The 2,719-nt window shown below is 53.7% G+C and carries 2 protein-coding genes and 1 pseudogene; all 3 read right to left on the bottom strand.

The features are described 5' to 3' along the window. Positions 1–165: pseudogene (locus ACETPC_RS23725) on the bottom strand (adhesin); the annotation flags it as partial. 41 nt (positions 166–206) lie between these two features. Next, a complete protein-coding gene (locus tag ACETPC_RS23720) occupies positions 207–704 on the bottom strand; it encodes a contact-dependent growth inhibition system immunity protein (RefSeq protein ID WP_380184889.1) in 498 nt (165 codons plus the stop codon). A 2-nt stretch (positions 705–706) separates the two neighbouring features. Next, the coding region (locus ACETPC_RS23715) for a VENN motif pre-toxin domain-containing protein (protein ID WP_380184888.1) at positions 707–2,719 on the bottom strand (2,013 nt) is incomplete at its 5' end.

Genomic DNA, 2,719 nt, shown 5'->3' with positions numbered 1-2,719 from the left:
GCTGTACTGCTTCGTCGGGTCCTGCTTTTTCAGGTCGGCCAGCGCTTTGTCGCGGTCGCTCTGCGTGGCGCTCGCTACCTTCTCGTTCGCAGCTTTGGTCGCCGCTATCTGCCCCTCAGTCCTGGCGATATCCAGTGCCTGACTGCCGATTTCCGCTATCAGCTGGTAAAACGATCCCGGCTATTGAGGCCGGGATCTATAAGTAATTAACCTTTGCAGCGGCTGAGTGCTAACCGCAATCCTGCTCCGATTTCAGATGGAGTGTTATCAAGTGATAGAATAACATTTTCAGACTGCTCCAGCCCCTCCCAAGCCTCCAGTTTTTCATGGCGCATTGGAGAGATAGTGATGGCATCATTTACATAATGAATAATGCAATGTTTCATATCTTTGAATAAAGCACGTTTAGTTTTGTAGCTATACTCATCCATTAGCATTGCTATCCAATTCGCGTATTTCTCTTTGCCTTTTTCAAGATCAAAAAAAGCAATACGATCTTCTAAGTTATCCAGTGTCCGACTATCAGATAAAGCTTGTAAGATAGTTTTACCGATACATTGATCATCAGCATCAGGCGATAGTAGATGTGAAGGGAAGAGTGGGTCCGAACCAGTCCTTCCAAGACCTGATTGAGTCTCAATTAGTAAAAATTCATTAGTGCAATAACAAACCGCCCAATAATCCTGCCCTTTATTAAATTTCATCTTTATTTTACCTGCGTTACTTTAACGGCTACACCTTGGCTCTTACCATATTCAATAGCCCGGTTAATTTCTATCCACTGAGTTTTAGTTGTACTAGCAGGAACAGCTAGTTGAATTTCTTTATTAGAAACCATCCCTGGTGTTAAGGGTGTATTAGATAGCGTATATCCTTTAAAGTTTGCTGCCGCATCTATATTCCCTTTAATTGAATTGTAAACCTGATTCGGATTAGCCAGCTTCGCCATTGTCTGCGTATCCATTGATTTGGCACTTACTGCCGTTTTAGTTGCACCATCGTAATAATCGAACGTTTTAAAGTTCTGCGGCAGCCGCGCATCCGCCGGCAATGCTTTACCAACATAATCTTCCCACGGCATTCCCTGCTTCATATTGCCCTGGCCCCATTTCATACCTACTTCAGCAGCGCTGACCGTGGCTGAGGCTGTGTTGCGACTCATAAATGAGACGGCGGCTCTAACCAGATCTGTTCCCGTTCTTGCCAGTGATACGGCCAGCGCCTGGTTTTCAGGGTCCGATACAAGTGTGGCGAATTTCGTCCATTCAGGACTGTTTACATTTATATTTGCCAGATCCTGGCCGTTCCACTGCTGGACGTAAGCTTTGGCTTCCTCGCTGGTCATCACGTCCACGCCGGGAAGATTACCGATCCAGCCCGGACGCTCTGCCATATCAACACCGCCCTGAGCCAGCTCCTTATCAACCACCTGCGCTTCCAGCGGGTTATCTTTCAGCTTCTGGTCGGTTTCAGCGCTCTGCTTATCGCTGATCTGCTTCCATTTATCGATAACGGCCTGACAGTCACCGCCGGAACTGCGGCATTCGGACAACTCTTTATCAAAGGCAACCGACTGAGACTGGTTAAGCCAGTTGAACTCCGCCGCATTCTTCCCGGCCTGCGCACCCACTACAGCATTCGCCGTACTGTCCCCGGTGACGCCACCGGCCAGACCCGCCGCCAGCGTGCCCAGCGCGGTGACGGTCTGCTTCTCGGTTTCCGTGAGTTCACTGACCGCTTTACCCGGATACAGCTCCTTCATCACCAGCTGCGCCATCAGTTCGCCGCTGACTGCGCCCGCCGCGCCTGCCAGCGCACTGTTGCCGGACGCGTAAGACGCTACCGCCCCGACAACCGCATGGGCCATCGCTTTCGCTTCCGGATTGCCGTCCGTCAGTATGTGTATTTGCTCTGCCAGGTAAGGCGCCGCCGCGCCGCTGACCGCCTGCGCGATATTACCGCCCGCCAGGCCCTGTATCGCCGCCGTGGCTGCCTGGATGGCCTGTTGTACCTTGCCGCCGGTGCCGAGCCCGCTTTCCGCAAACGCCTGGTTATAGAAGTTGTCGTAAACCTGCCTGCTGATGTCCGCTTCGCTGTACTGCTTCGTCGGGTCCTGCTTTTTCAGGTCGGCCAGCGCTTTGTCGCGGTCGCTCTGCGTGGCGCTCGCTACCTTCTCGTTCGCAGCTTTGGTCGCCGCTATCTGGCCTTCCGTCCTGGCAATATCCAGCGCCTGGCTGCCGATTTCCGCTATCAGCTGCGCCGCTTTCAGCCGGTTCTGCTCTTTCTCCCTGTCGAAGATTTGCTCAAGGCCCGGATTCGCATTTTCCACATCCCGACTCAGCTCTGCAACACTCTGCTGCTGGCTTTCTTTGTCACGAATAACAATGGTGCCTTCGCTTACGGCGGCCTTTGTCGTGGAGTCCGCGCTGTCCGAGCCGTTCAGGCCCGCCAGCACGCCGTTGGCCATATTGCCTTTGAACTGGTCCAGAAGCGTGCCGCCGGTGCTGATACCCGCGCCCACGTGCTCCACGCTGTACTCCGCGTGGTTTTCGATATCACGCCAGCCCAGCGTGCCGGTGTCCAGCTTGTTGAGGCTGCTGTCCGCCGTTGACGCTATAACCGCGCCGTCCAGCTGCGTATGCTCGCCCACCGTGATATCAAAGCCGCCCGCGCCCGCAAAGATGCCCGACTGCTCCGTCACCGACCGCCAGTCGCTGTT

This window comes from Pantoea sp. sgz302252 (genome assembly GCF_042610525.1).
GTDB lineage: Bacteria > Pseudomonadota > Gammaproteobacteria > Enterobacterales > Enterobacteriaceae > Erwinia.
Note: the sequence above shows the minus strand (reverse complement) of the source record. Positions and strands in the feature narration are given on the sequence as shown.

Excerpts from the sequence above, each read along its gene's own strand:
- ACETPC_RS23720 (WP_380184889.1), bottom strand. The coding sequence starts at position 704 with ATGAAATTTAATAAAGGGCAGGATTATTGGGCGGTTTGTTATTGCACT.